Origin of the sequence: Bradyrhizobium sp. B097, assembly GCF_038957035.1 — a bacterium.
Taxonomy (GTDB): domain Bacteria; phylum Pseudomonadota; class Alphaproteobacteria; order Rhizobiales; family Xanthobacteraceae; genus Bradyrhizobium.
In genome coordinates this window covers 8,980,151-9,006,172 of record NZ_CP152412.1, presented here as the reverse complement: position 1 = coordinate 9,006,172, position 26,022 = coordinate 8,980,151, and the positions used below count along the sequence as shown (strand labels likewise).

Genomic DNA, 26,022 nt, shown 5'->3' with positions numbered 1-26,022 from the left:
GCGCAGCGTTGGCGTTCGTCATCCCGGGGCGATGCGAAGCATCGAACCACAGATGCGCAACTGCGCATCGGGGGATCTCGAGATTCCCCGGCGCGCAGTTGCGCGCCTGAGGTTCACGCTTCGCGCGCCCCGGAATGACAATAGAACCGCAGGAAACGCCCATGCCTTACGTCGATGGTTTCGTCGTCGCCGTGCCGAAGAAGAAACTCAGGGCCTACGCCCAGCTCTCGAAGATGGCCGGCAAGGTCTGGCGCGAGCACGGTGCGCTGGACTATCGCGAATGGGTTGCCGACGACGTCAAGCCGGGCAAGCTGACCTCGTTTCCGCAGAGCGTGAAACTGAAGGCCGGCGAAACCGTCGTGTTTGCCTGGATCACCTACAAGTCGCGCGCTCAGCGCGACAGGATCAACGCCAAGGTGATGGCCGATCCCCGCCTGGCGTCGTCGATGGATCCGAAGACGGCGCCGTTCGACGTCAAGCGGATGATCTATGGCGGCTTTGCGAGTCTGGTGAAGGTCTGAGGCGGCACGGTTTCGCCGCAATCCGCGCAGTAACCGGTCGTTAAACATCGCGCTCGGCACGCCGGGCGATGCCGCTTGCGTTTACTTGGCGATCCCGTATACTTTGCATTACAAAGTGCGGGAAAATCATGCGCGACCTCGACAAGGCGTTGGCCGATATTCTCGCGATCCGCAGCCAGATTGCGGCCGGAACCGCGTTCCGCGGCTACGGTCCGGCGACGGTCGCCGCCACCAGCGGCATCGCGCTGGTCACGGCGCTTGCGCAATATCTCTGGCTCGATGATCCGACTCATCATCCGATCGTGTTCCTCGCGGGCTGGGCCGCAGCCGCGTTGCTCTCTGCGGTCTTGATCTGGATCGAGATGCAGGCGCGCTCGCGGCGGCATCATTCCGGCCTTGCGGATGCGATGGTTCAGCAGGCGATCGAGCAGTTCGTTCCCGCCGTGATCGCCGGCGTGCTGCTCGCGATCCTGCAATGGAAATTCGCGCCCGAGACGCTGTGGATGCTGCCCGGCCTGTGGCAGGTGCTGGTCAGCCTCGGCGTGTTCGCCTCGGTCCGCCTGCTGCCGCGCACGATCGCGCTCGGCGGCGCTTGGTATTTCCTGTCGGGCTTCACGGTGCTGCTGATCGCAAGCCAGAGCCACGCATTGTCGCCCTGGACCATGGGCCTGCCATTTGCGATCGGCCAGTTGCTGCTCGCCGCACTGTTGTATTTCGCTTCCGGAGGCAATGATGCCGAAGACTGACCTGACCACCGCGCCATTCGCCTATGATGGCCTCGACCGCGTCATCCACGAGAAGGCGCGGCTCGGCCTGCTGACCTCGCTGATGGCGCATCCGAAGGGGCTCGCCTTCGCCGATCTCAAGCAGCTCTGCGGCCTGACCGACGGCAATCTCAGCCGGCATCTGCAGGTGCTGCAGGAGGCCGGCCTCGTCGACGTCATCAAGGGCTATGAAGGCAATCGCCCGCACACCACCTGCCGTTTGACCAAGAGCGGCCGCCGCCGTTTCCTCGATTATCTCGCCGTGCTCGAGCAGCTTGTGCGCGACGCGGCCAGCGCCGCCGGCAAGGACGAAGGCAGGTCTGGCCGCCTTGGTATCCAGCCGATTTGATCATCCCATTTTTGTCCGGAGACTTTGTGATGCAAAGTAACGTCGCGCTCAAGCCGGAGGTTGCCGGACGGCTTCACGTCGGCATCATCATGGACGGCAACGGCCGCTGGGCGACACGGCGCGGCCTGTCGCGCCTGCGCGGACATGAGGCGGGCGTCGAGGCGATCCGCCGCATCGTCGAGGCCGCACCGGACCAGGGCGTCGGCACGCTGACGCTCTACGCGTTCTCGAGCGACAATTGGCGCCGCCCGAAGGCCGAAGTCACGGCGCTGATGGGGCTGCTGCGGTTCTATCTCGCCAACGAGATCGCAGCCCTGGTGCGCAACGGCGTTCGTCTCACCGTGATCGGCCGCCGCGACCGGCTGCCCGACGGCATCGCCGCCGCGATCACGCGCGCCGAGGCCGAGACCGCCGACGGCACCACGCTGCATCTGCGCATCGCGATCGACTATTCGGCGCGCGACGCCATCCTGAACGCCGCCGCGCGCGTGGCCGGTGCAGGCCCGCTGAGCCGCGAGGCCTTTGCCGATCTCATCACCGGCGAGGCCGGCCTGCGCGACGTCGACCTGATCATCCGCACCTCGGGCGAGAAGCGGCTGTCGGACTTCCTGCTCTGGGAAGGCGCCTATGCCGAGCTGCATTTCACCGAGCGGATGTGGCCCGAATTCGATGCCGACGATCTCGCCGACGCGCTCGCTTCGTTCCATGGCCGCGAACGCCGTTTCGGCGGGCTAACCGCGATTGCACCGGCGGAGGTGCCGAACCTCTAGCGCGTCAAGCCGCGCCAACTGCTCTCTTCTCAAAGCCCGGCCGGGGGTTGGGCTCTCTTCCACAAGATGCGGGGACGAACGATCACGCCAACCAAAGCGGGAGCGATCATCCATGCGCATTCTTCTCATCAACGTGCCGCATCCGGCGATCGGCAGCCGGATCCCAGACGACCATTTGCCGCCGCTCGGCCTGCTGTCGATCGGCGGTCCCCTGATCGACGACGGACATGAAGTCCGGCTGCTCGATGCCGAGTTCGGGCCGATGCCGTTGACCGCCATCCTGGCGGAGGCATCGCGGTTTTCGCCGGATGCGGTGCTCTTCGGCCACTCCGGCTCGACCTCGGGCCATCCCGTCATCGCCGAGGTGGCGCAGGCGATCGTCAGGGCTGTGCCCGGGACGCTGATCGTCTACGGCGGCGTGTTCCCGACCTACCACTGGCGCGAGATTCTGCGCGAGGAGCCTTACGTCACCGCGATCGTGCGCGGCGAGGGCGAGGAGACCGCGCGCCGCCTGATGCGGGCGCTGGAATATGGCGGCGATCTTGCCGGCATCGACGGCATCGCATTCCGCGACGATGATGGGCCGCGCGCCACGCAGCCCGCGCCGGTCATCCGCGATCTCGATGCCTATCGCGTCGGCTGGGAGTTGATCGATCACGCGCGCTACAGCTACTGGGGAGGGCTGCGCGCCGTCGTGGTGCAGTTCTCGCGCGGCTGTCCGCATCTCTGCAACTATTGCGGCCAACGCGGCTTCTGGACGCGATGGCGGCACCGCGATCCCGTGCGTTTCGCCCAGGAGCTGGCACGACTCCATCGCGAGCACGACGTCAAGGTGATCAATTTCGCCGACGAGAATCCGACCGTCTCGAAGAAGGTTTGGCGGGCTTTTCTCGAGGCCCTGATCGCGGAGAATGTCGATTTGATCCTGGTCGGCTCGACCCGCGCCGACGACATCGTCCGCGATGCCGACATCCTGCATCTCTACAAGAAGGCGGGCTGGCAGCGCTTCCTGCTCGGCATGGAGAACACCGACGAGAAGACGCTGGAGCTGATCCGCAAGGGCGCGACCACCACGATCGATCGCGAGGCCATTCGCCTGATGCGCCAAAACGGCATCCTGTCGATGGCGACCTGGGTGGTCGGTTTCGAGGAGGAGACCGATCGCGATCACTGGCGCGGTTTGCGTCAGCTGTTGTCCTACGATCCCGATCAGATCCAGATGCTCTACGTCACGCCGCATCGCTGGACGCCGTATTTCCGTCTCGCGGCAGAACGGCGCGTCATCCAGACCGATCGCCGGCTCTGGGACTACAAGCATCAGGTGCTGGCGACACGGCACATGCCGCCGTGGCGCGTGCTGCTCTGGTTCAAGTTCACCGAGATGGCGCTGCAGTGCCGCCCGAAGGCCTTGCTCCGCGTGCTGCTGCATCGCGACGCCGGACTTCGTCATGCGATGCGCTGGTACACGCAGATGGGACGCCGGGTCTGGCCGCACGAGATTCTTGGCTTCCTGCGCGCCCGCAGGTTGAAGCACGGGCCGACGGTGCGGGAATTCTGGGGCGCGCCCCAGGATATGGAAGAGGAATCGATGTCGTCGCAGCGGCCCGAGCGCCGCGTCGGCACATCGCGCGCAGCGTAAATCGATACCGCCATGCCGTCTCTGGATAACTGGCGCTGATGACTGGACGCCTGAGTCATCAGCGCGATAATTTCCAGATCGGCTGCGCAGAACAAAAAGAACCGTGGCGGTCGAGGCGTCGAGTTGAGCATACAGGTTGCGATCTTAAAAAAATTGGCCAGTCACGTCAGCGGCAGAGCGACGCTCGATTCACTCAAGCACGACCTCGCTATCCTCTCGTCGAGCGGCGAGGATTGGCATGCGCGGATCAAGCGCCTGGCGTCGCGGGTTCCCGAACTCGACATCTTTAGCAATGGCTACGTGCTGCGTGACGCCGAAGGCTGGGAGATCACAGCGGTCGGTCGTGAGTTCCTGCGCGCGCTGGAGGCCGTCACCCAAGACAATCTGCCGCCTGAGCCATTGGCCGAGGCCGCAATCCGCGAAGAAGGCAAGCTGATCGTGGTCGGTCACCGCTTCAGGAACAGGGCGCGGCCACAGCGTAACCTGGAGCCGAGCACATCGGTGCGCCGCCGGCCGTTCCGCGAGCCGCGTTGAACCTCATAGCCCTGCGCGCGACCTAACTTCGGGACGTGGCTCTGGAGGTCGCAAATGACTGCTTTGGCTCAATCGATCGCACGCGTGTTTCCGGCCAATTCGCTTCGGAGCAGCATCGCCCGGCATGTCCTGCTGTTCGGCTTCGCGGTCCTGTTCGTCGCGGTGCTCAGGGCGAGCTATGGCCTCGATCTCAGTGCGGGCTTCTTCTGATTTTTCCGGCGGCACGTCATATTGGGTTAACCGGACCGGGATAGCTAAGCGCACGCTTTCCTTGCATCTCGAACCCGGGTCGATCTTCCATGGACAAGCCGATGCGCTGCCGGTGCGGCAGGACGCGCACCATTGTGCTCGACAAGCATTTCCGGACCGCGCTAGTTTGCCCCAAATGCGATGAGATCGAGCTGGCCGGGCCGGCCAAGCCGGAGGAAGAGGCATTGACCGAGCGATAGCGCGGTCGTTTTCGGCGCCGAAACACGCTAGGTTCCGTCTGACGAAACGGTCCAAAGCGAAACCCGATGCCGCATCCTTCCGATACTACCGCCGTAACTCCTGCTGACGTCACGCTTGCCGACGTGCGCCGTGCCGCCGACGTGATCCGGGATTCGGTCATGGTCACGGCGTGCAACGAGAGCCGCACGCTGGGCGAGATCTGCGGCTGCCGCCTGTTCCTCAAATTCGAGAACCTGCAGTTCACCTCGACCTTCAAGGAGCGCGGTGCGCTGAACCGGTTGCAGGCGCTGTCCCCTGAAGAGCGCAAGCGCGGGGTGATCGCGATGTCGGCCGGCAATCACGCCCAGGGCGTGGCCTATCACGCCAAGCGGCTCGGCATTCCCGCCACCATCGTGATGCCGATAGGCACGCCGATGGTGAAGATCGAGAACACCAGGCGGCACGGCGCCGAGGTCATCATCACCGGGCAGACGCTGGAAGAATGCTTCGCATTCGTCAGCGCGCATGCCGCCGAGCGCGGCCTGATCCTGATCCATCCCTATGACGATCCGCTGATCATTGCCGGACAGGGCACGATCGGACTCGAAATGCTCGCGGCGGTGCCGGAGCTCGATACCCTGGTGGTGCCGATCGGCGGCGGCGGGCTGATCTCAGGCATCGCCACCGCCGCGAAGGCGATCAAGCCGTCGGTGCAGATCGTCGGCGTGCAGGCCCAGCTCTATCCGTCGATGTACAATGCCGTCAAAGGCGCGCAGCTGCCGATGCGCGGCGACACGCTTGCCGAGGGCATCGCCGTCAAGGCGCCCGGGCAGATCACCACCAGAATCGTCCGCGACCTCGTCGACGATATCGTGCTGGTCAGCGAGGACCAGATCGAGCGCGCGGTCGCGACCCTGATCTCGATCGAGAAGACGGTGGTCGAGGGTGCCGGCGCCGCCGGCCTCGCGGCGGTGCTTGCGGCACCCGGCCGCTTTGCCGGCCGCAATGTCGGCCTCGTGCTCACCGGCGGCAATATCGACACCAGGCTGATCGCTTCGGTCTTGACCCGCGAGCTGGCGCGCGAGGGACGCCTGACGCAGCTGGCGCTCGACATCGTCGACCGGCCCGGCCAGCTCGCCGCAGTGTCGATCCTGCTTGCGGATGCCGGCGCCAACATCATCGAGGTCTCGCATCAGCGCACCTTCTCCGACCTGCCGGCCAAGGCGACGCTGCTCGAGCTCGTAATCGAAACCCGCGACCGCGCGCATCTGGAAGAGGTGTTGGCGAGGCTCGGTGCCGAAGGATTTGCGGTGCGGGAGAGCTAATCGACAGATCGCTCGCGCACCGAGTGCCTGAGCCGTCATCCTGAGGCGCGAGCGGAGCGAGCCTCGAAGGATGAATCGGCCACCAGCCGGGCCGTGCATCCTTCGAGGCTCGCAAGAGCTCGCACCTCAGGATGACGGGGTTGGGTTCTCGGACTGGGCTCAGTCGCCACCCGCCGCCAGCTCGGCGAGCTTCGCGATCGTGTTGATGTTGCGCGCGGTGCCGTTGGCGGCGGCGGGGATCTTCAGCTTCGAGCGGCCCATGCCGCTGCCATAGGCAACATAGATCTCGCGCTTGCCGAGCCGCATCTGCTCGTCCTGCTGGCCCTTGACGTCCTTCAGGGCGTCCTTGGGCGGCGGCTCGTCGAGGAAGATCGCGACGGTCGTGTTCGGCGGCGCTTTCGGAAACGGATTGGCCTTCAGCACCGCGGCGATCTCGTCCGCGCTCCGCACTGCGACGCCGACCGGCTTGCCGGCATAGGCGTGCAGCCGCTTCTCCAGCGCGGCCTTGACCTTGGGCGCGCCGAGCTTCGAGGAGAACACGACATTGCCGCTGGCGATATAGGTCTGCACGTCGGCAAATCCCGCGTCGAGGCACATCGCCATCAACTCGGTCATCGGCAGCTTGCCGGTACCGCCGACATTGACCGCGCGCAGCGGAGCGACATAACGCGGCATCACGATCTCACGTCAGCAGCAGCGCCATGCCCGGATCGCCCTTCTGCATCGCGCGCTGATAGGCCGGGCGCGCGGCGATGCGGCCGAGATAATTCCTGATGTTGGGGCAGCGGCCGAGGTCGTAGGGCAGGAAATAGCGCATCGTCGTCAGCGAAAAGCCGATCATGATATCGGCCGTCGTGAACGCCTCGCCCGCGAGATATGTGGCGTCGCGCACCCGTGCCTCGATCAGATCGAACGACCGGTCGACCCGCGCCCTTGTCGCGACCAGCATCGGATTGTCAGTCGCGAGGTTGAGGCGGTTCAGGATCATGCTGCGGCCCATCTGCGCCTGCAGCGTGCCGTTGGCGAAGTGAAACCAGTACAGGAATTGCGCGAAGTCGGGATGATTGGCCGTCAGCGTCAGCCGTCCATTGCCATACCTGGCGACGATATACTCGACGACCGCGCCGGATTCGGCCAGCACCAGGGCGCCGTCGGTGATGACGGGCGCGGCGCCGATCGGATGCAGCGCCTTGTAGTCGGCCGGCGCCAGCATCGTGACCGGATCGCGCGTGGTGCACTTAAGCTCGTACGGAATCTCCAGCTCCTCGCAGAGCCAGACGATCCGCTCCGATTGCGACTTGCCGAGATGGTGAACGGTGAGCATGCGCGCTCCTTAGCTAAGCGTCCTCTTTCTTCTTCGCAGGCTTCTTGGCTGGCGGCGGCTCTTCCATCGCCTTCTTCATGGCGCGGGCATAGGCGTCGGCGGCGTTCTCCGCGGAATTCTGCAACCGCTTGGCGGTCGCGGTCGCGTTCAGGATCGTGCTCTTGGCCAGGAAGCGGAAGCGCGCCTTGGTCTCCTTGTCCTTGGCCTTGGCGGCGCGCGCGACCCAGACGGCCTGGCGCTTCTTGGCAGCCGCCATCACGGCCTTGGTCTGCGCTCTTGCGGTTTGCCGGATGACGGCGTCGAGGTCGGCTTCGGCCATTCAGATACACTCATTGACTGGACGTACGCCGGGTGGGCGCACGGTGGGAGGAGGGGAGCTATCACTAGCGCAACCCGCGCCGTTTGAACATGCGATCCTTAGCGTTGCCCCCGAGGGCGCGGCCCGGCGGATGGTTGCGCGCTCTCTATCCAGGCAAGGCGCACGGTTTCGATTTCGCGGACTATGATCCGATGACTGCCGATGCGGTTAACCGTGTTGCCGGTTTCTTCCAGGCTCGTCTGAACGCAGCTTGAGTCTCAGTCCACAGACGAACCCGGCGGCACCTTGGCGCCGGCGAGCAGTCTGGCCAATTCCACCTGTCGGCCGAGCCCGGTCTTCGCCAGCACGGCCTTGAGCTGGTTACGCACGGTTTCGCGGGAGATGCCGAATGCGACGGCGATGGCCTCGACGGTTCGTCCTTCGCCGATGCCGCGCGCAACCCGCGCCTCGGCCGGCGTCAGGTCGAACAGGCCTTGCAGCACCTCCGCGGTCGGCACCTCCGATGGCACCACCGGCGTCACGATCACGATCGCCAGCGCACGGTCGAACAGATCGCGCGCGGCGCCCTGGATCGGGACCAGATGCACGATCAGCGGCGGGCGATCGTCTTGTGCCGCGATCGGCACCGAGCGGACCTCGACGCCGATGAGCCCCTGATCGAGCGCCGCCACTGCCTGCGCGAACAGCGCGTCGGCGGTAGCTGCCGCCAGCGTCAGGCGATCGGTGCGATCCTGCATCACGTCGGGCACCAGGCGGTCGAACAGCGTGTTGGCCGTCATCAGACGGCCGCCGCGCCGCAGCACCGCCGCGGGTAGTCCAAGCATCGCCAGCGACTCGGTTGCCGCCCTGGCGCGCTCCATCCCAAGCCGGGCCGACAGTAGCGCCGCCCGCGCCAGATGCGGGCGCAGCGCGTCGAGCTGCTCGATCGCTTCCCGCTCGATCGGTCCGTGCTGGTATTCGCGCTCGACGCTGTAGATCAGCACGTCGCCACTCGGCACCGGGATCGCGGTGCCGGCACCCCATCCGAGCCCGCGCGGACGGAAGAACTCGCGGATCTGGAAATCCTGCTGCACCTCCTCGGGCGTATCGAACAGGTCGATGTCACGCAGGAAGCCGGCATGGTTGGCCGCGAGCAGGCGTGGCAACCGTCCGTTGCGCTCGTGCCAGCCGCCTTCGACATAGGCAACCGTGTCGTCGTGCATGTCGGGGGACGCGACCCAGCGGACGTCGTGCGGGGCTGCCGTCAGCAGCACGATACCGCGCGCCCGCGCGATCCCGCCGACCTGATGCAGCACGTTCGGCCACAACTCGGGGATGACCGCGGCCTCGTAGGCCAGGTCGATCAGATGCTCGTGCAGGTCGTTCGCCATCGGTCATTCCAGGAAATATTGCTGCCCAACAGATTAACCCCTCGACCGCGTAAGTATTGCGTAGAGCAATTCAACCCAAGCCACGAGTCCGGGCTTTCCCGGTGCGCGTCAGCGCGCATCAAGAGGAATTGCGGCGTTTCGCCGGGCTCGTTCGGGATTTTCGCGCGGGCGGGGAGGGCCGTGCTCGTTTGGCTGCGACCCGGCGGGCGGCGGCCTGTGCGGCCTGCGCCCAGACGACGAGTTCGTCGGGCTCATCAAACAGCCGTTCCGGCACCCGCCAGAATGCGAGATCGATGGTCGCGCCCTGCTTGGCGTGAGCCGCGCAGATAATCGTAGCATCCGGCAGGTCCGGCGGACCGACGAGGTCCAGCCCTGGGCGCTGAACGTGCAGATCGGCTTCCAGAAGAAGCTCGATTTTGGTGACGCGCCGAAGGCCGCCGCTGCCAAGCTCACCGAGGTCAAGCCCAAGACTTGAAGATCAAGATTTGACCAAGACCTGACGATCATCGCCGCGTGTGGCAAAATTGAATCCGCGTGACAGTTAGACATATTTCCGAAGCGTCTCGAAACGTATCCGGCATGAATCGCTGTGGCGCGAGGCTTGTAAGCGTCACACACTTACAACGCTGCGCGTGATCCTTCGACCATGAACATCCTTTAATTTGTATCCGCGCGACTTATCGCGCCTGCTAGGCGGCGATCCGTGACATGCAGTCGAGCCATCGCCGGCTCGCGGAGGGGCCGATGATCAGCCGCAGGGCGCTTTCCGGATTGTTGATGACGCTGGTCGGGCCCTCATCGGTCACCGGCAACACGCTGACGCTGACTCATTGTCAGGGATCGTGCGCGAATGTCGATCTGCCGGCGCTCGGCTACGATACGTTCTGCCGGTCATTCTTCGATATCGCGACGCGAGGAAAGCTCCGCGCCGTCGCCACCGGCCCGGACATTCGAAGGGAGATGCGCTCGCTGTTTCGGGAGCGGCGGCTGTATCGGCCATCGCGCGACGAGATCCGGATTCTCTGGCGCGGCACGGCGGATGGATTCTCGGTCGTGAAGGTCGAGTTCGATCTGGAATGCGGCGTGCCGGTGCGCGGATGTCTCGGGATTCCGGACAGCCTGTTCAAGGGGTTGATCCTGCTCGGCCACGGCATGGCGAGCACGCCGGAGCGATGTTTCGATGATGCCGACAAGGATTACATGAACGCACTCGGCAAGCAGCTTTGCCAGGACGGCTATGTCGTGTGGTGTCCCTACATCGTCCAGATCGGAAATCAGGAAAGCCAGAACAACATCGCCGCGATGCTGGCATCCCACGGCGTCTCCGCGCACAACGTGTCGTGTGCATCGATCGACGCCGGCGAAACCGTCTGCCGGAAGCTGACCGGCGCGTCCGGTCTGAATGTCGGCGTCTACGGGGTGTCCTCGGGCGCATTTCTCGCGCTGCACCTGGAGGCCGCTACTGGGCGGATGCGGCCGACCGTCGCCTCCGGATATATGCGTGACGAGAAGAAGTTCCTGATGTCGTCCGCGATCAGCAAGAACCTCGGCATCGAGCTTGCGGCCTACATTCATTTCGCGAACAGCCGCGCCAAATACACCGGCGCGGAGCTCGCGTATCTGCTCTGTCCGTGTCCGCTGTTCGTCGAGATTGGCAGCCACGATGCTGCAAACGCGATCGAGCTCGGCCGGGATGAGAAGTTCGCGGAAATGCAGGCCGTCTATACATCAGCGGCCCATCCGCATCTGATCGACATGGACGTGTTCGACGGCGTGCACGAGGCCAGCGGCAAGCACGCAAGGCCATGGCTGTACGGCCATCTGGCGTCGCCGGCCTATCAGGAGACGTCGCGTTTGAAGAACGCGATCGCGTTGTGAGAGGCGGCAGCCATCCTCGCTGCGATACGCCGCCGGGCCTGCTCCGTCTTGCAGGCGTCCACGCCTGACTTCAATCAGGTCACCCTTTCGCGCATCCCATTCATGAGAGCCTTCGGCGTCTGCGACGTGCCGCGGGGCGGAGGCCCTGGTCGCGATCGCCACGGCATCGCGGCGTCGCGACGTTTCTCCAAGCGGCCCGTTGCCGGGATCAACGAAACGGGGCGAGCGCGTTACAGGATTGTCGGATTGGCCGCGTTATGATCTCCTGTGATGCATCTGCCTATCCTGACCTTCTCGGTCTGAGGGAACTCGACGTCATATCCGTCTCGTAGAGCTTGTTGGTAGCCGAAGGGTGGGACAGCATGAGTGGTACGGAACGAATGCTCGGTAGATTGGCAGGGCTATTCGTATCGGCGGGATTGGCGGCCATCGGGATCTCGGCGGCTCATGCGCAGGCGGGTCCGCCCGGGCCTCCTGCCGTGGGCGTGTTCGACGCGGTGAAGCGGCCCGTGACCGAGACCAGTGAGTTTCTGGGACGCATCGAGGCCCCCAACCGCGTCAATGTGGTGGCGCGTGTCACGGCCTTCCTGGAAAAGCGGAACTTCGTCGAGGGCGCCGAGGTCAAGTCCGGTGACCTGCTCTATCAACTGGAGCGCGGCCCGTTCGAGGCCGACCTTGCATCGAAGAAGGCGCAGGTCGCGCAGCTGCAGGCGACCCTGGTCAACGCCAAGCTGACGGCCGATCGCGCCAAGGCGCTGCTCGGCGGGCCGGCTGGCCAGCAATCGAGCGTCGACGCCGCAGTCGCCAACCAGCAGAGCCTCGAGGCGCAGATACAGGCCGCGCAGGCACAGGTCGACCTGTCGCAGATCAATCTCGATTATACCCTGATCCATTCCCCGATCGACGGCAGGATCAGCCGCACCGCGGTCACCGAAGGCAACGTCGTGACGCCGAGCTCGGGAACCCTGACGACGATCGTCAGCCAGGACCCGATGTATGTCACTTTCCCCGTGCCGGTGCGCGAGGCACTCAATCTGCGCGACCGCTATGCGACGCGCGGCGGCTTCAAGGCCGTCGTCATCCGCGTACGCCTGCCGGACGGCAGGCTGTACGAGAAGACCGGCGAGCTGAATTTCGTCAACAACACGATCGCGCAGAACACCGACACCATCTCCTTGCGCGGCACCATCCCCAACCCGTCGACATACAACTCCGTCGCAGCCGGCGGCTCGGTCCGCGAACTGACCGACAATGAATTCGTGACCGTGCTGCTGGAAGGCGTGCAGCCGGTCGAGGTGCTGGCGATCCCGCGTTCGGCGGTGCTGTCGGACCAGCAGGGCGAATATGTCTATGTCGTCGGCGCGGACAACAAGGCCGAGCAAAAGCGGATCCAGCTTGGCCAATCGACATCGACGATTGCCGCGGTGACGAGCGGCATCGCGCTCGGCGATAAGGTGATCGTCGAGGGATTGCAGAAGGTCAGGCCGGGCGAGGTGGTTGCGCCGGGGCCCGCCAGCGCGCTGATCCAGTCGAGCATGAAGGTTTCAGCGGACGGCGGCGCCGGCAGCACGCCGAAAGCGACGGGCAACAACCCATGATTTCCGCTGTCTTCGTCGATCGTCCGCGGCTTGCGATCGTCATCGCGTTCGTGATCACGATCGCGGGCGCGCTGGCGCTGATGCAAATCCCGGTCGCCCAATTCCCGGACATCGTGCCGCCGCAGGTCACGGTCTCGGCCGTGTTCCCCGGCGCGTCGGCCGAAGTCGTCGAATCGAGCGTCGCCCAGCCGCTGGAAGCGCAGGTCGTCGGCGTCGACAAGATGCTCTACATGAAGTCGACCAGCGGCAATGACGGCAGCTATACGCTGACGGTCTCGTTCGCGCTCGGCACCGATCCGGATATCAACACCGTCAACGTCAACAACCGGGTGCAGAGCGCGCTCGCGCAATTGCCGACCGAGGTGCAGGCGCAGGGCCTGACCGTGCAGAAGAAATCCTCGGCGGTGCTGCAGTTCATCGTGCTCTACAGCAAGAGCGGCGAGCAGGACCCGCTGTTCATCACCAATTACGCCATCATCAACGTGCTGGACGCAATCTCGCGCACGCCCGGCGTCGGGCAGGCCTCGCTGTTCGCCAAGCTGAACTATTCGATGCGGATCTGGTTCGACACCCAGCGCCTGACCAGCCTCAATTTGGCGCCGTCGGACGTGATCGCCGCGATCCGCGCCCAGAGCGTGCAGGCACCGGTCGGCCGCATCGGCGCGCGTCCGATCAGCAACGACCAGCAATTCCAGTTCAACGTGCAGACCCAAGGCCGCCTGACGACATCCAAGCAGTTCGGCGACATCGTGCTACGGGCCAATCCGGACGGATCGGTGCTGCGGATCAGGGATGTCGCCCGCGTCGAAATCGGCGCGCAGAACATGGATTCGGAATCGCGGATCGATGGCAATCCCGGTGTGCCGATGGGCATCTACCTTGCACCCGGCGCCAACGCCGTGACCACGGCCAAGGCCGTGCAGGCCACGCTTGCGAAGTTGTCGGAGCGGTTCCCGTCGGGGCTGACCTACCTCGTGCAGTACGACTCCACGACCTTCGTCTCCGATACGATCAAGGAAGTGATGAAGACGCTCGGCGAGGCCTTCGTACTCGTCGTGATCGTGGTGTTCCTGTTCCTCGGCAATCTGCGCGCCACCGTGATCCCTGCGGTCGCGGTTCCGGTCAGCCTGATCGGCGCCTTCGCGGTGCTGCTGGCGCTCGGCTATTCCGCCAACACCGTCTCGCTGCTGGCGATGGTGCTTGCGATCGGCATCGTGGTCGATGACGCCATCGTCGTGGTCGAGAACGTCGAACGCGTCATGGAGGAGGAGCCGGAGCTGTCGCCGGCCGACGCCACCAAGAAGGCGATGGCCCAGATCACGGCGCCGATCGTCGCGATCTCGCTGGTGTTGCTCTCGGTGTTCGTGCCGATTGCGTTCATTCCGGGCATCTCGGGTACGCTGTTCCGCCAGTTCGCGGTGACGATCAGCGCCGCGATGGTGATCTCGGCGCTGAATGCGCTGACGCTGTCGCCGGCGCTGTGCGCCGTATTCCTGCGTCATGGCGGGCCGCGCCGCGGCATCATGGGACGGGTGCTCGGCGGCATCGATTGGGTCCGCGACCGCTATGCCGGCGTGGTGCAGCGACTGGTCCGCGTGGCGGTGCTGTCGCTGGTTGCGGTGCTGGTGTTTGCCGGTGCGGTGTTCGGCGTGTCGAAGATCACGCCGACCGGATTCCTGCCCGAGGAAGACCAGGGCGCCTTCTTCATCGCGGTGCAATTGCCTGACGGCGCGTCGGTGGCGCGCACCAGCGAGGTGACCAAGCAGGTCGAAGCGATCCTGAAGAAGAACCCGGCGGTCGACCATGTGCTGTCGATCATCGGCTTCTCGCTGCTTGACGGCGCCAGCGAGCCCAATTCGACATTCATGGTGGCGCGCATGAAGGCGTTCGCCGACCGCAAGGCCGTCACCGACTCGGTGCAGGCCGCGATCCGGCAGACCTTCATCGCGGGATCGCAGATCCGTTCGGCCTCGGTGCTGCCGTTCAACCTGCCACCGATCATCGGGCTCTCGACCTCCGGCGGCTTCGAATATCAGCTCGAGGCGCTGGAAGGGCAGGATCCGGCTGCCCTCAGCAGCGTGATGGGCGGGTTGATCGGCGCTGCGAACCGCAATCCAAATCTGACCCGCGTGTTCTCGACCTTCACCGCGACCAACCCATCGGTCTATCTCGACATCGACCGCGCCAAGGCGCAGGCGCTCGGCCTCAACATGGCCGACGTCTTCACCGCGCTGCAGGCCACGCTCGGCGGTATCTACGTCAACAATTTCAACCTGTTTGGCCGCACCTGGCAGGTCAACGTGCAGGGCGATGCGGCCGACCGCGGCGACATTCCCGACATCTGGCAGATCTATGTGCGCAACACCGGCGGCGAGATGGTGCCGATCCGCTCGATCGCAAGCTTGCGGATCGTGACCGGCCCGCAGGTGATCACGCGCTACAACAATTATCGCTCGGTCACGGTGAACGGCAGCCCGGCGGCTGGCGTGTCCTCGGGCACCGCGATTGCGACGATGGCCGACCTGTCCAAGACGACGCTGCCTTCTGGCTACTCCTATGAATGGACCGGCACCGCCTATCAGGAGCAGGCGGCTTCCGGCCAGACCGGCATCATCCTCGCGCTCGCGGTGCTGTTTGCCTATCTGTTCCTGGTGGCGCTGTATGAGAGCTGGACGATCCCGATTCCGGTGCTGCTATCAGTCACGGTCGGCGTGCTGGGCTCCTATCTCGGCATCAAGCTCGCGGGCCTCAACCTCGACCTCTACGGCCAGATCGGCCTCGTGGTGCTGATCGCGCTCGCCGCCAAGAACGGCATTCTGATCGTCGAATTCGCCAAGGAGCAGCGCGAGGCCGGCAGGCCGATTGCGGAGGCCGCGACGATGGGCGCGCAGATGCGCTTCCGCGCGGTCATGATGACCTCGATCGCCTTCATCCTCGGCCTGGTGCCGCTGGTGGTCGCGACCGGCGCCGCGGAAATCAGCCGCCGTGCGGTCGGCACCGCGGTGTTCGGCGGCATGCTTGCCGCGAGCTCGATCGGCATTTTCCTGGTGCCGATGCTGTTTGTCACCTTCCAGGGCTGGCGCGAGGGTGTAAAGAACCGCTTCGGTCGTCGGGGCAAGACGGAGCAGCCGGCATCGCATTAGCGCCTCAAGCGTGAACAACGAGCCAATTTGCGATGACGATCAGCCTAACCCCATCGCGCATTGGCGGCGCGGGTGAGGCGGGGCTATACTGCCCGCTCCATCGATGGAGTTCTGGATTGAGCGTTGCCTTCACCAAGGAAGAAAGTGCCGAGACCGCGTCCGAAACGCTGTTGCCGGACCGCCCAATATCGCCGCATCCCAATCTGGTGACCGAAGCAGGACGCAAGGCGCTGGAGCGCCAGCTGCTGGAGGCACGCGAGGCCTACGAGACCGCGCAGCAGCTGGACGACGTCAATGAACGGCGGCGGCAGTCGGCAGTACCGTTGCGCGACACACGCTATCTGACGGAAAGGCTCCGCACCGCGCAGGTCGTGCCCGACCCTGCCTCGGCCGAAACCGTTGCCTTCGGCAGCACCGTGACCTTCAGCCGCGCCGATGGGCGGGTGCAGACCTATCGCATTGTCGGCGAGGACGAAGCCGATCCGAAGGCCGGTTCGATCTCCTTCGTCTCGCCGGTGGCAAGGCAGCTGATGGGCAAGGCCGTGGGCGACGTCGTCGGGACGGGCGCTCAGGAGCTGGAGATCGTCGCGATCGCTTAAGTGCGAAATCAGCGCGTCCGCATATTCGGTTCGCCTCTCCCGCACGCGGGGGAGGCCGACGCGCGTAGCGCGGCGGGTGGGGGTCTCTCCACAATGGGATTCGTGGCGAGACCCCCACCCCAGCCCTCCCCCGCAAGCGGGAGAGGGAGCAGACCAGCTTCGCGGTCGCCAGCTTAACCAGATCTCGATCACGCCGCCGGCAGGGCAAGCCGCTCGATCGTCTGAATATGCCGCGCGAGCAGGCTGCAGGCTTGCTCGATGTTGCGGGCGCGCAGGGCCTGCAGGATCACGCGATGATCCTGGCTCGGCCGCGGCCGCCAGCCGGCGTTGCGCGCCATCGCGAACACCAGTCGTGAGTTGGCAAGTTGCAGGCCGTCGAGGCTGGCGAGCAGACGCGGCATCGCGCAAGGCGCCACCAGCGCGTGATGAAAGGCGCGATTGGCCAGTTCGAATTCCTGAACCGTCTCGGCATTGTCGCCTTCGATCAGCGCGACCTCGATGCGTGCCAGATGGGCGGATGTGAATTTGGCGGCGGCATTACGCAGCGCGACCACCTCGAGCGCGGCGCGCATCTCGGCGATCTCCTTCACCGACTTGGTGTCGAGCGGAGCAACCCGCACCCCGCGACGCGGCACGGCAACGACGAGATGCTGCGCCTCCAATTGCCTGAAAGCCTCGCGCACCGGGACGTGACTGGAATGGAATTCCCGCGCGACATGGTCCTGCCTGAGCGGGGCATCCGGCGGCAAGGCGCCGCTGATAATGCGCTCGCCGATCGCCTCGGCGATGCGCCCGGCAGTCGTCGTGTTCTCGCCCTCGCTGGTCATAGATTATCTATCACAAAAACGGGTGCGCTCATGATCGAGCTCAGCTAGCATCATTTTAAGTCCAATATCATAGATAATATACAGATTTATCTATGATTTACACAAGCGAGAAGGCAAGCCCGATGGTTGATGTCGTTGAGATCGAACGGACCGACAGCCGCAGCAGCGCACCGCCCCGCAAGAACTGGGAGCGGGCCGAAGCCGAGGCGCTCTACAACCTGCCGTTCGCGGATCTGATGTTCCAGGCGCAGGGCATCCACCGCGCCAACTTCAATCCGAACCACGTCGAAACCGCGAGCCTGCTCAGCATCAAGACCGGCGGCTGTCCGGAAGACTGCGGCTACTGCTCCCAAAGCGCGCATTACGACACCGGCCTGAAGGCCACCCGCCTGATGCCGCGGGATGAGGTGGTCGCGGTCGCGCAGCGCGCCAAGGACGCCGGCGCCACCCGCTTCTGCATGGCCGCGGCCTGGCGCAGTCCCAAGGACCGCGATCTCGATCAGGTCTGCGACATGGTCAGCGCCGTGAAGGGGCTGGGCATGGAAACCTGCGTCACGCTCGGCATGCTGACGCCGGATCAGGCCGAACGGCTCTCCGACGCCGGGCTCGATTTCTACAACCACAACGTCGATACCTCGCCGGAGTTCTACGACAAGATCATCACCACCCGCACCTTGCAGGATCGCATCGATACGCTCGCGCATGTGCGCGACGCCGGCATCAAGGTCTGCTGCGGCGGCATCATCGGCATGGGTGAACAGGTCGAGGACCGGCTCGGCATGCTGATGCTGCTCGCCAATCTCCCGAGCCACCCGGAGAGCGTGCCGATCAATCTGTGGAACGAGGTCAAGGGCGTGCCGGTCAACGACACCGCCGAGCGGCCCGATCCGATCGCGCTGGTGCGGCTGGTCGCGACCGCGCGGATCATGATGCCGAACAGCGTGGTGCGGTTGTCGGCCGGGCGGCAATACATGACCGATGAACTGCAGGCGATGTGCTTCCTCGCCGGCGCGAACTCGATCTTCATCGGCGATGTGCTGCTGACCACCAAGAACCCGCAGCGCGATCGCGACGCCGATCTGCTCGACCGGCTCGGCATCACATCCCGCCTCGCCTGACCGTAACCTCCGGTGTGCGCGGCGTCATTCGCCGCGCGACCAACCACCATCCTGAGAGTGAAGCATGAGCGCAATCCATGCGGCCAAGGCCGCTGATTACGCCGCGGCCTTGCACGCCCTGAGCAAGGACGATCGGCTGCGCGGTCTCAAGCCGCGCGCGGGCATCGATTTCGTATCGAACGACTATCTGGCGCTGGCGAGCGCGCCGCGCATCAAGCAGGCCGTCGCGGCCGCGCTCGAGGCCGGCACGCCGATCGGCGCCGGCGGGTCGCGGCTGTTGCGCGGCAATTGCGAGGAGCACGAACGGCTGGAAGCCGAGGCCGCCGCGTTCTTCCGCGCCGAGACCGCGCTCTTCTTCGGCGGCGGCTATGTCGCCAACTTCGCCGTGCTGACGACGCTGCCGCAGCGCGGCGACCTGCTCGTGCTCGATGCGCTGGTGCACGCCAGCATCCATGAAGGCGCGCGGGCCGGCCGAGCCGAGTTCCGGTTCAGCGCGCACAATGACCCCGGATCGGTCGAGGACACCATTCGCGGCTGGCGCGCCGAGGGCGGAACGGGCCGGGTCTGGATCGTGGTCGAAAGCGTCTACAGCATGGACGGCGACGTCGCGCCGCTCGACGACCTCATAACCCTCGCCGAACGGCACGATGCGTTCCTGATGGTGGACGAGGCGCACGGCACCGGCGTCTATGGCGAACAGGGGCGCGGGCTGACGGTGCCCTATGAAGGGCGCGAGAATCTCGTGATCGTTCATACCTGCGGCAAGGCGCTGGGCGCCGCAGGCGCGCTGGTCACGGCCTCCACCGTGCTGCGCGACTTCATGGTCAATCGCTGCCGCCCGTTCATCTTCGCCACCGCGCCGTCGCCGCTTGTGGCCGTCGCCGTGCGTGAGGCGCTGTTGATCTTGCGAGAGGAGCCCGAGCATCAGCAGCGCCTCGCAGACCTGGTGGCGTTCACGCATCGCGAGCTCGATCGGCGCGGCTGGCGCAGTCCGTCGCGTTCGCAGATCGTGCCCTATATCGTCGGCGACAATGCGCGCGCGATGCAGCTTGCCTCTGCGCTGCAGGCGCGCGGCTTCGACGTCAGAGGCATCAGGCCGCCGACCGTGCCGGCGGGCACCGCGCGGTTGCGCGTTGCGCTAACCCTCAATGTCGACGAGGACGACGTGCGCGCGCTGCTCGATGCGCTCGCCGCGGAGACGCAGGGCTGGGCGCAATGATCAGCCGGATCGTGGTGACCGGCACCGATACCGGGATCGGGAAGACGATCTTCTCCGCGGGCCTCGCCGGTTTCCTCGGCGCGCGCTACTGGAAGCCGGTTCAGTCCGGCCTTGAGGAAGAGACCGATGCGCAACTGGTGGCGCGGCTTGCAGGTCTTGCGGCCGATCGCGTCGTGCCGGAGCGTTACCGCCTTCGCACGCCGGCGTCGCCGCATCAGTCCGCCGCGATCGACGGCGTCCGCATCGATCCTGCCGCGCTCGACGTGCCTGACGCCGGAGACCGTCCGCTCGTGATCGAGGGCGCTGGCGGGCTGATGGTGCCGCTGAATGACAACACGCTCTTTATCGACATATTCGAGCGGTGGCGGCTTCCGGTCGTGCTCTGCGCCCGCACCGCGCTCGGCACCATCAATCACTCGCTGTTGTCGGTCGAGGCGCTGCGCAAGCGCAACATCGATGTTCTCGGGATCGCGTTCATCGGCGAGAGCAATCCCGAGAGCGAGCGCGCCATCTGCGAGATCGGGCAAGTGCGCCGGCTGGGCCGGTTGCCCTGGCTGTCTCCGCTCGCAGCAGACACGCTGCAAACAGCGTTCAAGGCGTCGTTCCAGCGCGACGATTTCAACTCATGACATCAGCTCGGAAATCGCCGATCTGGCACCCGTTCACCCAGCACGCGCTGCACGACCAGATGACAAGGATCGTGCGCGGGGAGGGCGCCTGTCTCTACACCGCGGATGGCCGCCGGATCATCGATGCGATCGCATCCTGGTGGGTCGTGACCCACGGCCATTGCCATCCGCATATCGTACGCGCGATCCAGAACCAGGCGGAACAGCTCAACCAGATCATCTTTGCCGGCCACACCCACGATCCGGCCGAAGACGTTGCGGCGCAGGTCCTGAAGCTGGCGCCGCGTGGCCTGGAGTATGTGTTCTTCTCCGACTCCGGTTCGACCAGCGTGGAAGTGGCGCTGAAGATGGCGCTCGGCTACTGGCACAATATCGGCGTGCCGCGCACGCGGATCATCGTGATGCAGCACTCCTACCACGGCGACACCGTGGGGACGATGTCGGTCGGCGCGCGCGGCGTCTTCAACAGGGCTTACGAGCCGCTGCTGTTCGATGTCGAATCAATCCCGTTTCCGGCTGCCGGCCACGAGCAGGCGACGCTCGATGCGCTCGAAGCCGCGTGCAAGACGGAGAGCGCGGCCGCGTTCATCGTCGAACCGCTGATCCTGGGCGCGGGCGGGATGCTGATGTATCCGCCCTGGGTGCTGAAGGAAATGAAGCGCATCTGCGAAGCCCACAATGTGCTGTTCATTGCCGACGAGGTGATGACCGGCTGGGGTCGCACCGGCACATTGTTCGCGTGCGAGCAGGCCGACGTCACGCCGGACATCGCTTGCTATTCGAAGGGCCTGACCGGCGGATCGCTGCCGCTCGCGGTGACGCTCTGCCGCGCCGAGATCTACGACGCGCATTATTCCAGCGATCGTTCGCGAACCTTCTTCCATTCCAGTTCCTATACGGCGAACCCGGTCGCCTGCGCCGCCGCAAGGGCAAACCTCGAACTCTGGCAACGCGGCACGGTCGAGCGCACAGCCTCGCTGGCCGCGATGCAGGAGCGCCTGATCGCACCATTCCGCGCCGACGCACGCTTCGAGAACGTCCGCCGCACCGGCACCATCACCGCGCTTGACTTGAAGGCGAGCGATGCCGGCTATCTCGCAGGCATCGGCCCAAAGCTTCAGGCCTTCTTCGCGCGCCGAAACCTGCTGCTGCGCCCGCTCGGCAACACGATCTATGTCATGCCGCCCTACTGCGTGACGGAGGCTGATCTCGTTGAGATCTACGCCGCGATCGCGGACGCAGCCGACGAGCTGGCCTGACCGTACGCCTTGCACGCCTGAAATCCCGTGACTGACGATTTGCATCGCGTGCCGTTCTCTACGCGATGGGTTCTCATACGAAATCGGCGTGCCCTTGCGGGCACGCCGACAGGCTGGATCACGCGTGCCTGTGTGGCGCTGGCCTCGCAGCGGGATGCTGCGGCCGTGGCGCAGGATGGGGCCGCGGAGCCGGCCGTGACACATGCGGTGGCGGCGGACGCCGGGGCGGCGGCGGAGCCCGGTGCACAGCCGCTTGCGCGACGCGCGGCGCCGGCGGACGCGCGGCCGGGCGTGGCGCAGATGGTGCGTGCTGTGCGATCTGCGGTCTCGGCGCATGCGCGGCTGGCGCTGCGACGTGCGGTGCCGGAGCGGGATGGTTGACGGCAACAGGCCGAGCGTGTCCCGTCGGCAGTGCGTGTACAGCCGGCGAAGCGCTTGCCGCGGGCAAGGCGTGTCCCGTTGTCGACGCGTGTACCGGCGGTAGCGCGTTTCCGGTGGGCAGGGCGTGTCCTGTCGTCGTTGTCTGTGCTTGCGGCAGCGCGTTTCCGGAAGGCAGGGCGTGCCCCGTCGGCGATGCATGTGCTGCCGGCAGAGCGCTTCCGCTCGGCAGAGCGTGTCCTGGCGGCAGGGCATTTCCTGTCGGCAGCGCGTGTGTTGGCGGCAGAGCATTGCCCGTCGGCAAAGCATGTCCGGTCGTGGGCTGCGCATGCCGGGGCGGCGGCGCCGCGATCGGCTTGCCCGGGTGCGCGGCGATCACGCCGGCGCCGCTGAACCGTGCTGCATGCGCGGTCGCTGCGACCGCCGGATGACCATGGTTGTTGGCGAGCGTCAGCGCCGGATCCTTCATCGCCGCTTCGGCGTGCCGCGTCTGTTCCCCGGTTGCGGCTACGTGGTGTTCGTTCTGGGCGGCGAGCTGCTGCGGCGTCGGCCTCACTGTGGTGCCGCCGGTTCCGCCGTTGTAGCTGACGTTGGTCGTGTTGTTGATGACGGTCTTGTTGTAGACGTTGGTGACCGAGACATTCGAGATGTTGTTGACGGAGCTGTTGTAGAAGAAGTTGCCGCCGCGCCAATAGCCGCCCTCATAGCCGATGCCGGTGTAGCCGAAGCCATAAGAGATGCCGCCGTAGAAGCCGACGGTCGCTCCCCAATAACCGGCGTGGAATGCGTAGACGCCGTCGTTCCAGCCCCAGTAGCCTGGTGTCCAGAGCAATGCAGGCGCGGGCGGAAGCACCCACGTGCCGGGAACCCAGTAGTAACCGATATCGTCGCTCCACGCCCAATAGCCGGGAGTCCAGATGTAGCCGTCGCCGGGGATCGGCGGCTGCTCGTAGACAGGCAAGGGCGGCGGTGCTGCATCGACGCTGATGCCGATGCCGATGGCAAGCTGCGCGCGCGCAGCGTGAGGTGGTGAGAGACAGCAGAGGCTGAGAGCTAAAGCGAAAGGCAGTCCGGCGATGCGGCGCATGGCACATACTCCAATCTTCTTCCCCCAGCGTTGGAGTCGAATAGTGGCGCCGACATGAACCCGTTGTGAATGTTTGGGCTAACACCGTGATTTTGCGATCGCGCGTCGATGAAAGCGTTAACGACGGCGAATGCGCGTCAGCTCGGTGTCAGGATGGAACGCGAATCACAGCGATCGGCTGCGGCTTCAAAGCGAGCGACCTCGCGGCTGGATCAAGTTGTGCTGGCGCCTTGCGTCGCGATCGTGCCGCTCGCGTCAGCTTCATCACTGCGCCAAATAGTCGAATTTTCGTTTTGAATTGGACGACGACCCCCTGCGCGTCATCAATCGATGATCGGAACATCCGGCTCGCACAAGGCCGGGCAGGGAGGTTTGGAATGGCGCGATCCGCCGACATCGACATCAACGCGGGCGCGCGCCTCGACAGGCTGCCGATCTGCGGATTCCACTGGCGTATCCTGGCCCTGATCGGCGCCGGCATGTTCCTCGATGCATTCGACATCTATCTCGCCGGCGGCGTGCTGGGCGCGGTGCTCAAGGAAGGCTGGTCGACGCTGGAGCTCAACGCCGCATTCGTCTCCGCGACCTTTGTCGGCATGACGATCGGTGCCTGGTTCTCCGGCATCCTTGGCGACCGCTTCGGTCGCCGCTTCTCCTACCAGATGAACCTTGCGATCTTCGGCCTGGCGTCGATCGCGGCGGCCTTCGCGCCCAGCATGACGGTTCTGATCGGCCTGCGCTTCATCATCGGCATCGGGCTCGGCGCCGAGATCGTGGTCGGCTATGCGACCTTGACGGAGTTCGTGCCGGCCGCCTCGCGCGGCCGCTGGATCGGGCTGCTCGCCGTGATCACCAACTTCTCGCTGTTCGCGTCATCCATGATCGGCCTGTGGGTGATCCCGACGCTGGGGTGGCGCTACATGTTCGCCCTCGTCGGCCTCCTCGCGATGATCGTCTGGCTCTTGCGCAAGTCGATGCCGGAATCGCCGCGCTGGCTCGCCGCCAACGGCCGCGCCGACGAGGCCGAGGCAATTCTTTCGGCGATCGAAGCGGAGGCCGCGCGCAAGGGAACGCTGGCTCCCGTCGCCGCCGGCGCGCCGCCGCAAGAGCCGCCCGGTGCGGTCTGGCGCCTGTTCCAGCCGCCGTATCTCGCGCGCACGCTGCTCGGCAGCCTGCTGCACATCGTCGTCGGCTTCAGTCTCTACGGGTTCATCGGCTGGCTGCCGACCTTCATGGTCAAGGGCGGCCACAGCGTGGTCTCCTCGCTGGGCTACACCACCGTGATGGCGCTGGGCGGGCCGGTCGGATCGCTGATCGGGCTCGTGCTGGCGGACCGGCTCGGACGCAGGCTGTCGATCGTCTGCTCGTCGATGGCGGCTGCCGCGCTCGGCATCGCCTATCCGTACATGCCGGACGGTGTTGCGCTCGCAGGCGTCGGCTTCCTGCTGGTCACTGCGATCTACGTCATGCTGGCGACCGGGTTCGCGATGCATGTCCCGGAACTGTTCCCGACGCGCTACCGGCTTCGTGGCACGGCGATCTGCGCCACATCCGGCCGCATCGCGACCGCGCTGGTGCAGTACGTCGTGGTCGCGATCTTCGCCTGGCAAGGGTTGACCGGCGTGTTGACGACCCTGGCCGGCATCCTCGTGTTCCAGGCCGTGGTGTTTCTCATGTTCGGATTCGAAACCAAGGGACGCTCGCTGGAGGACGCGTCGGCCGTCACGAACGCCGAGGCAGGACATCCATCGTCGATCGCGCGGAGGCCGGCGGACATCGGGGCCTAGAGCATGAAGAGATTGGGTATCAATCGCGTTGACGGCGCGCCCCCTCTCCCGCTTGCGGGGGAGGGCTGGGGTGGGGGCTCCCTCAGCGAGTCATGTCGTGGAGAGAGCCCCCACCCGCATCGCATCTCCGATGCGATGCGACCTCCCCCGCAAGCGGGAGAGGTGAAGCCAGTCTGCCGCAAAGCCAATGCAACCTGACTTCACCATGCCCTAGCCTAGATCGGAGCAGGCCGCCCTGAGCCGATCGCGGAGCCAGCCGTTGGCATTGCTCTGATCGTATCTGCGATGCCAGTACAGCATCCAGTCGAACGGCGCGGACTCGAACGGCAGTTCCTCCATCCGCAGACCGTCGTCCATCAGCACGGCGGCGAGATGCCGCGGCATCACCGCAAGCAGATCGGTGCTCTTCAAGACATGAGGCACGACCAGCCAATGCGGCACATTCAGCGCGATGCGTCTGCGATGGCCGCGTTCGGCGAGCACGTCGTCGACGAAGCGAAGGTCGGTCGGGCTCATCGAGACCTTCATGTGCTCCTGCGCGATGAAGCGCTCGAAGGTCAGCCGCCCGCGCTTGATCTGGTGACCGCTCCGCATCAGGCAGACCATGCGGTCGCGCAGCAGCGTCTCGGAACGGATCGATGCGGAATGCTCGAGCCCCATGCTGACGGCAACGTCGATCTCGTCCCGCTCCAGCGCATCGATCGTGAGAGCGGGCGGCAGATGGATCGTGTTGTAGGAGATCCGCGCATCCGGCGGCCGCGCCGCGGCGAGTCGCGGCAGCAGCAGGCACGCGAGGATGTCCGACATCCTGATCGTGAAGGTGCGCTCGGTCCGGTTTGGATCGAAGCCGGCGTCGCTCGCCATCACGCGCTCGACCTGGCGCAGCACCTGGCGCAGCGGCTCCGCCAGTTCGGTGGCGCGGGGCGTCGGCTTCATGCCGCTCGTCGTCCGCACCAGCAGTTCGTCCTCGAACATCGCGCGCAACCGGTTGAGCGCGTTGCTCATCGCAGGTTGACTGAGGCCGACGCGGTCGGCCGCCTTGGTGACATGACGCTCTGTCAGCAGGGCATCCAACGCGACGAGCAGATTGAGGTCGATGGATCGGAGGTTCATGGCATCATTCATATCGTGAATAGCGAGAGATCACAAATCCATT

The 26,022-nt window shown here is 65.4% G+C and carries 26 protein-coding genes; 19 read left to right on the top strand and 7 right to left on the bottom strand.

Features of this window, described 5'->3' with window-relative positions; all coding sequences use genetic code 11:
- The first annotated feature begins 161 nt into the window (after nt 1-161).
- From AAFG07_RS41450 to AAFG07_RS41410, 9 genes are all read left to right on the top strand, one after another.
- Entirely contained in the window at nt 162-521 is a 360-nt protein-coding gene (locus AAFG07_RS41450) for a DUF1428 domain-containing protein (protein WP_342725291.1), read from the top strand.
- 128 nt (nt 522-649) lie between these two features.
- Nucleotides 650-1,267, top strand: a complete 618-nt coding sequence (locus AAFG07_RS41445) for a hypothetical protein (RefSeq protein ID WP_173640000.1) — start codon at nt 650-652, stop codon at nt 1,265-1,267.
- Nucleotides 1,254-1,634: a transcriptional regulator gene (locus tag AAFG07_RS41440; RefSeq protein ID WP_342725290.1), complete on the top strand. Its 381-nt coding sequence runs from the start codon at nt 1,254-1,256 to the stop codon at nt 1,632-1,634. Before AAFG07_RS41445 ends, AAFG07_RS41440 begins: the two co-directional genes overlap by 14 nt.
- Nucleotides 1,635-1,663: 29 nt before the next feature.
- On the top strand, nt 1,664-2,404 hold the full coding sequence (locus AAFG07_RS41435; RefSeq protein WP_342725289.1) for a di-trans,poly-cis-decaprenylcistransferase: 741 nt from the start codon (nt 1,664-1,666) through the stop codon (nt 2,402-2,404).
- A gap of 112 nt (nt 2,405-2,516) precedes the next feature.
- Nucleotides 2,517-4,043 carry a magnesium-protoporphyrin IX monomethyl ester anaerobic oxidative cyclase gene (bchE, locus tag AAFG07_RS41430; RefSeq protein ID WP_342725288.1) on the top strand — a complete coding sequence of 509 codons (1,527 nt, stop codon included), beginning with the start codon at nt 2,517-2,519 and terminating at the stop codon, nt 4,041-4,043.
- A 123-nt stretch (nt 4,044-4,166) separates the two neighbouring features.
- Nucleotides 4,167-4,577 (top strand): aminoacyl-tRNA deacylase, encoded by a 411-nt coding sequence (locus AAFG07_RS41425; protein WP_342725287.1) that lies wholly within the window; start codon nt 4,167-4,169, stop codon nt 4,575-4,577.
- A gap of 54 nt (nt 4,578-4,631) precedes the next feature.
- The gene (locus AAFG07_RS41420; protein WP_224943765.1) at nt 4,632-4,787 is read left to right on the top strand and encodes a response regulator; all 156 of its coding nucleotides are present in this window, start codon (nt 4,632-4,634) and stop codon (nt 4,785-4,787) included.
- A gap of 89 nt (nt 4,788-4,876) precedes the next feature.
- The gene (locus AAFG07_RS41415) at nt 4,877-5,026 is read left to right on the top strand and encodes a hypothetical protein (protein WP_176534740.1); all 150 of its coding nucleotides are present in this window, start codon (nt 4,877-4,879) and stop codon (nt 5,024-5,026) included.
- A gap of 66 nt (nt 5,027-5,092) precedes the next feature.
- On the top strand, nt 5,093-6,331 hold the full coding sequence (locus tag AAFG07_RS41410; RefSeq protein ID WP_342725286.1) for a threonine ammonia-lyase: 1,239 nt from the start codon (nt 5,093-5,095) through the stop codon (nt 6,329-6,331).
- A 159-nt stretch (nt 6,332-6,490) separates the two neighbouring features.
- Here AAFG07_RS41410 and AAFG07_RS41405 read toward each other — a convergent pair whose 3' ends face one another.
- The 4 genes from AAFG07_RS41405 to AAFG07_RS41390 all read right to left on the bottom strand — a co-directional run bounded on the left by AAFG07_RS41405 (nt 6,491) and on the right by AAFG07_RS41390 (nt 9,344).
- Nucleotides 6,491-7,006, bottom strand: a complete 516-nt coding sequence (locus AAFG07_RS41405) for a DUF1697 domain-containing protein (protein ID WP_342725285.1) — start codon at nt 7,004-7,006, stop codon at nt 6,491-6,493.
- A gap of 7 nt (nt 7,007-7,013) precedes the next feature.
- Complete coding sequence (locus AAFG07_RS41400; RefSeq protein WP_342725284.1) at nt 7,014-7,655, bottom strand: glutathione S-transferase; 642 nt, start codon at nt 7,653-7,655, stop codon at nt 7,014-7,016.
- Between the two features lie 13 nt (nt 7,656-7,668).
- Complete coding sequence (locus AAFG07_RS41395; RefSeq protein ID WP_223971777.1) at nt 7,669-7,974, bottom strand: hypothetical protein; 306 nt, start codon at nt 7,972-7,974, stop codon at nt 7,669-7,671.
- A gap of 257 nt (nt 7,975-8,231) precedes the next feature.
- Complete coding sequence (locus tag AAFG07_RS41390) at nt 8,232-9,344, bottom strand: helix-turn-helix transcriptional regulator (protein WP_342725283.1); 1,113 nt, start codon at nt 9,342-9,344, stop codon at nt 8,232-8,234.
- A gap of 313 nt (nt 9,345-9,657) precedes the next feature.
- On the opposite strand from AAFG07_RS41390, the gene AAFG07_RS41385 reads away from it, so the two are divergent.
- The 5 genes from AAFG07_RS41385 to greA all read left to right on the top strand — a co-directional run bounded on the left by AAFG07_RS41385 (nt 9,658) and on the right by greA (nt 16,562).
- Nucleotides 9,658-9,819: a hypothetical protein gene (locus tag AAFG07_RS41385; RefSeq protein WP_342725282.1), complete on the top strand. Its 162-nt coding sequence runs from the start codon at nt 9,658-9,660 to the stop codon at nt 9,817-9,819.
- A 269-nt stretch (nt 9,820-10,088) separates the two neighbouring features.
- Nucleotides 10,089-11,222, top strand: a complete 1,134-nt coding sequence (locus tag AAFG07_RS41380; RefSeq protein WP_342725281.1) for a hypothetical protein — start codon at nt 10,089-10,091, stop codon at nt 11,220-11,222.
- A gap of 380 nt (nt 11,223-11,602) precedes the next feature.
- Entirely contained in the window at nt 11,603-12,820 is a 1,218-nt protein-coding gene (locus AAFG07_RS41375) for an efflux RND transporter periplasmic adaptor subunit (RefSeq protein WP_342729397.1), read from the top strand.
- A complete protein-coding gene (locus AAFG07_RS41370; RefSeq protein ID WP_342725280.1) occupies nt 12,817-15,963 on the top strand; it encodes a multidrug efflux RND transporter permease subunit in 3,147 nt (1,048 codons plus the stop codon). Before AAFG07_RS41375 ends, AAFG07_RS41370 begins: the two co-directional genes overlap by 4 nt.
- Before the next feature lie 116 nt (nt 15,964-16,079).
- Entirely contained in the window at nt 16,080-16,562 is a 483-nt protein-coding gene (gene greA, locus AAFG07_RS41365) for a transcription elongation factor GreA (RefSeq protein ID WP_342729396.1), read from the top strand.
- A 188-nt stretch (nt 16,563-16,750) separates the two neighbouring features.
- Here greA and AAFG07_RS41360 read toward each other — a convergent pair whose 3' ends face one another.
- Nucleotides 16,751-17,389: a GntR family transcriptional regulator gene (locus tag AAFG07_RS41360; RefSeq protein ID WP_342725279.1), complete on the bottom strand. Its 639-nt coding sequence runs from the start codon at nt 17,387-17,389 to the stop codon at nt 16,751-16,753.
- A gap of 122 nt (nt 17,390-17,511) precedes the next feature.
- Between AAFG07_RS41360 and bioB the strand changes: the two genes are divergently transcribed.
- From bioB to AAFG07_RS41340, 4 genes are all read left to right on the top strand, one after another.
- Nucleotides 17,512-18,507 carry a biotin synthase BioB gene (gene bioB, locus AAFG07_RS41355; RefSeq protein WP_342725278.1) on the top strand — a complete coding sequence of 332 codons (996 nt, stop codon included), beginning with the start codon at nt 17,512-17,514 and terminating at the stop codon, nt 18,505-18,507.
- Between the two features lie 64 nt (nt 18,508-18,571).
- Nucleotides 18,572-19,726, top strand: a complete 1,155-nt coding sequence (locus AAFG07_RS41350; RefSeq protein ID WP_342725277.1) for an 8-amino-7-oxononanoate synthase — start codon at nt 18,572-18,574, stop codon at nt 19,724-19,726.
- On the top strand, nt 19,723-20,355 hold the full coding sequence (gene bioD, locus AAFG07_RS41345) for a dethiobiotin synthase (protein WP_342725276.1): 633 nt from the start codon (nt 19,723-19,725) through the stop codon (nt 20,353-20,355). Before AAFG07_RS41350 ends, bioD begins: the two co-directional genes overlap by 4 nt.
- Nucleotides 20,352-21,614, top strand: coding sequence for an adenosylmethionine--8-amino-7-oxononanoate transaminase (locus tag AAFG07_RS41340; RefSeq protein WP_342725275.1), 1,263 nt, complete (start codon nt 20,352-20,354; stop codon nt 21,612-21,614). The genes bioD and AAFG07_RS41340 overlap by 4 nt, the downstream gene beginning before the upstream one ends.
- Before the next feature lie 118 nt (nt 21,615-21,732).
- Here the strand turns inward: AAFG07_RS41340 and AAFG07_RS41335 are convergent, their stop codons facing one another.
- A complete protein-coding gene (locus tag AAFG07_RS41335; RefSeq protein WP_342725274.1) occupies nt 21,733-23,079 on the bottom strand; it encodes a hypothetical protein in 1,347 nt (448 codons plus the stop codon).
- Nucleotides 23,080-23,456: 377 nt separating this feature from the next.
- Here AAFG07_RS41335 and AAFG07_RS41330 point away from each other — a divergent pair, with 377 nt between their 5' ends.
- Entirely contained in the window at nt 23,457-24,866 is a 1,410-nt protein-coding gene (locus AAFG07_RS41330; RefSeq protein ID WP_342725273.1) for an MFS transporter, read from the top strand.
- A gap of 210 nt (nt 24,867-25,076) precedes the next feature.
- Here AAFG07_RS41330 and AAFG07_RS41325 read toward each other — a convergent pair whose 3' ends face one another.
- Complete coding sequence (locus tag AAFG07_RS41325; protein ID WP_342725272.1) at nt 25,077-25,979, bottom strand: LysR family transcriptional regulator; 903 nt, start codon at nt 25,977-25,979, stop codon at nt 25,077-25,079.
- Nucleotides 25,980-26,022: the final 43 nt, after the last annotated feature.